Below are 754 nucleotides of genomic sequence, written 5' to 3'. Positions count from 1 at the left end.
GACTACCTTAGAGGACGTGGACGACGATCTCGAGTTGATCGACGAGTGGGTGCTCGCCCGCCTGCAGTCGACGAAAGCCGAGATGACTGACCACTTCGAGGATCGACGCCAGGACCGCGCGCTCGAGGCGCTGATCGACTTCGTCGTCGAAGACGTCTCCCGCTTCTACGTCCAGGCCGTCCGCGAGCGTATGTGGGAGGAGGAGGACAGCGCCTCCAAGACGGCCGCCTACGCGACGATCTACCGGGTCCTCCGGGAAACCGTCGCTCTCCTTGCCCCCTACGCGCCGTTCATCAGCGAAGAGATCTACGGCACGCTCACTGGGGACGCCGAGTACGACACCGTCCACATGTGTGACTGGCCGACGGTCGAGGAGTTCTGGGTCGACGAACAGCTCGAGGACGACGTCGCCTTCCTGCGGGCGATCGAGGAAGCAGGCGCGAACGCCCGCCAGCAGGCCGGCCGCAAACTTCGCTGGCCCGTCCCGCGGGTCGTCGTCGCCGCCGACGACGACCGCGTCGCCGAAGCCGTTTCCCGTCACACCGACCTGCTCGCCGACCGGCTCAACGCCCGCGAGATCGAACTCGTCTCGGCCGAAGACCGCTGGGAAGAGCTCCAGTACAGCGCCGAGGCCGATATGAGCGAACTCGGGCCGGCCTTCGGCGGCCGCGCCGGGCAGGTCATGAACGCACTCAACGAGGCCCGTATCGACGAGCCGAGCCTCGAGGCGCTCGAGGCGGCCGTCGACGACCAT

Annotated in this window: 1 protein-coding gene; it reads left to right on the top strand. The window is 67.2% G+C overall.

The annotated features are described in order from the left end of the window. The coding region (locus RBH26_RS21320) for a class I tRNA ligase family protein (protein ID WP_306760376.1) at positions 1-754 on the top strand (754 nt) is incomplete at both ends.

The organism is Natronolimnohabitans sp. A-GB9 (assembly GCF_030848565.1).
Taxonomy (GTDB): Archaea; Halobacteriota; Halobacteria; order Halobacteriales; family Natrialbaceae; genus Natronolimnohabitans.
This window is presented reverse-complemented; position numbering and strand designations above follow the sequence as displayed.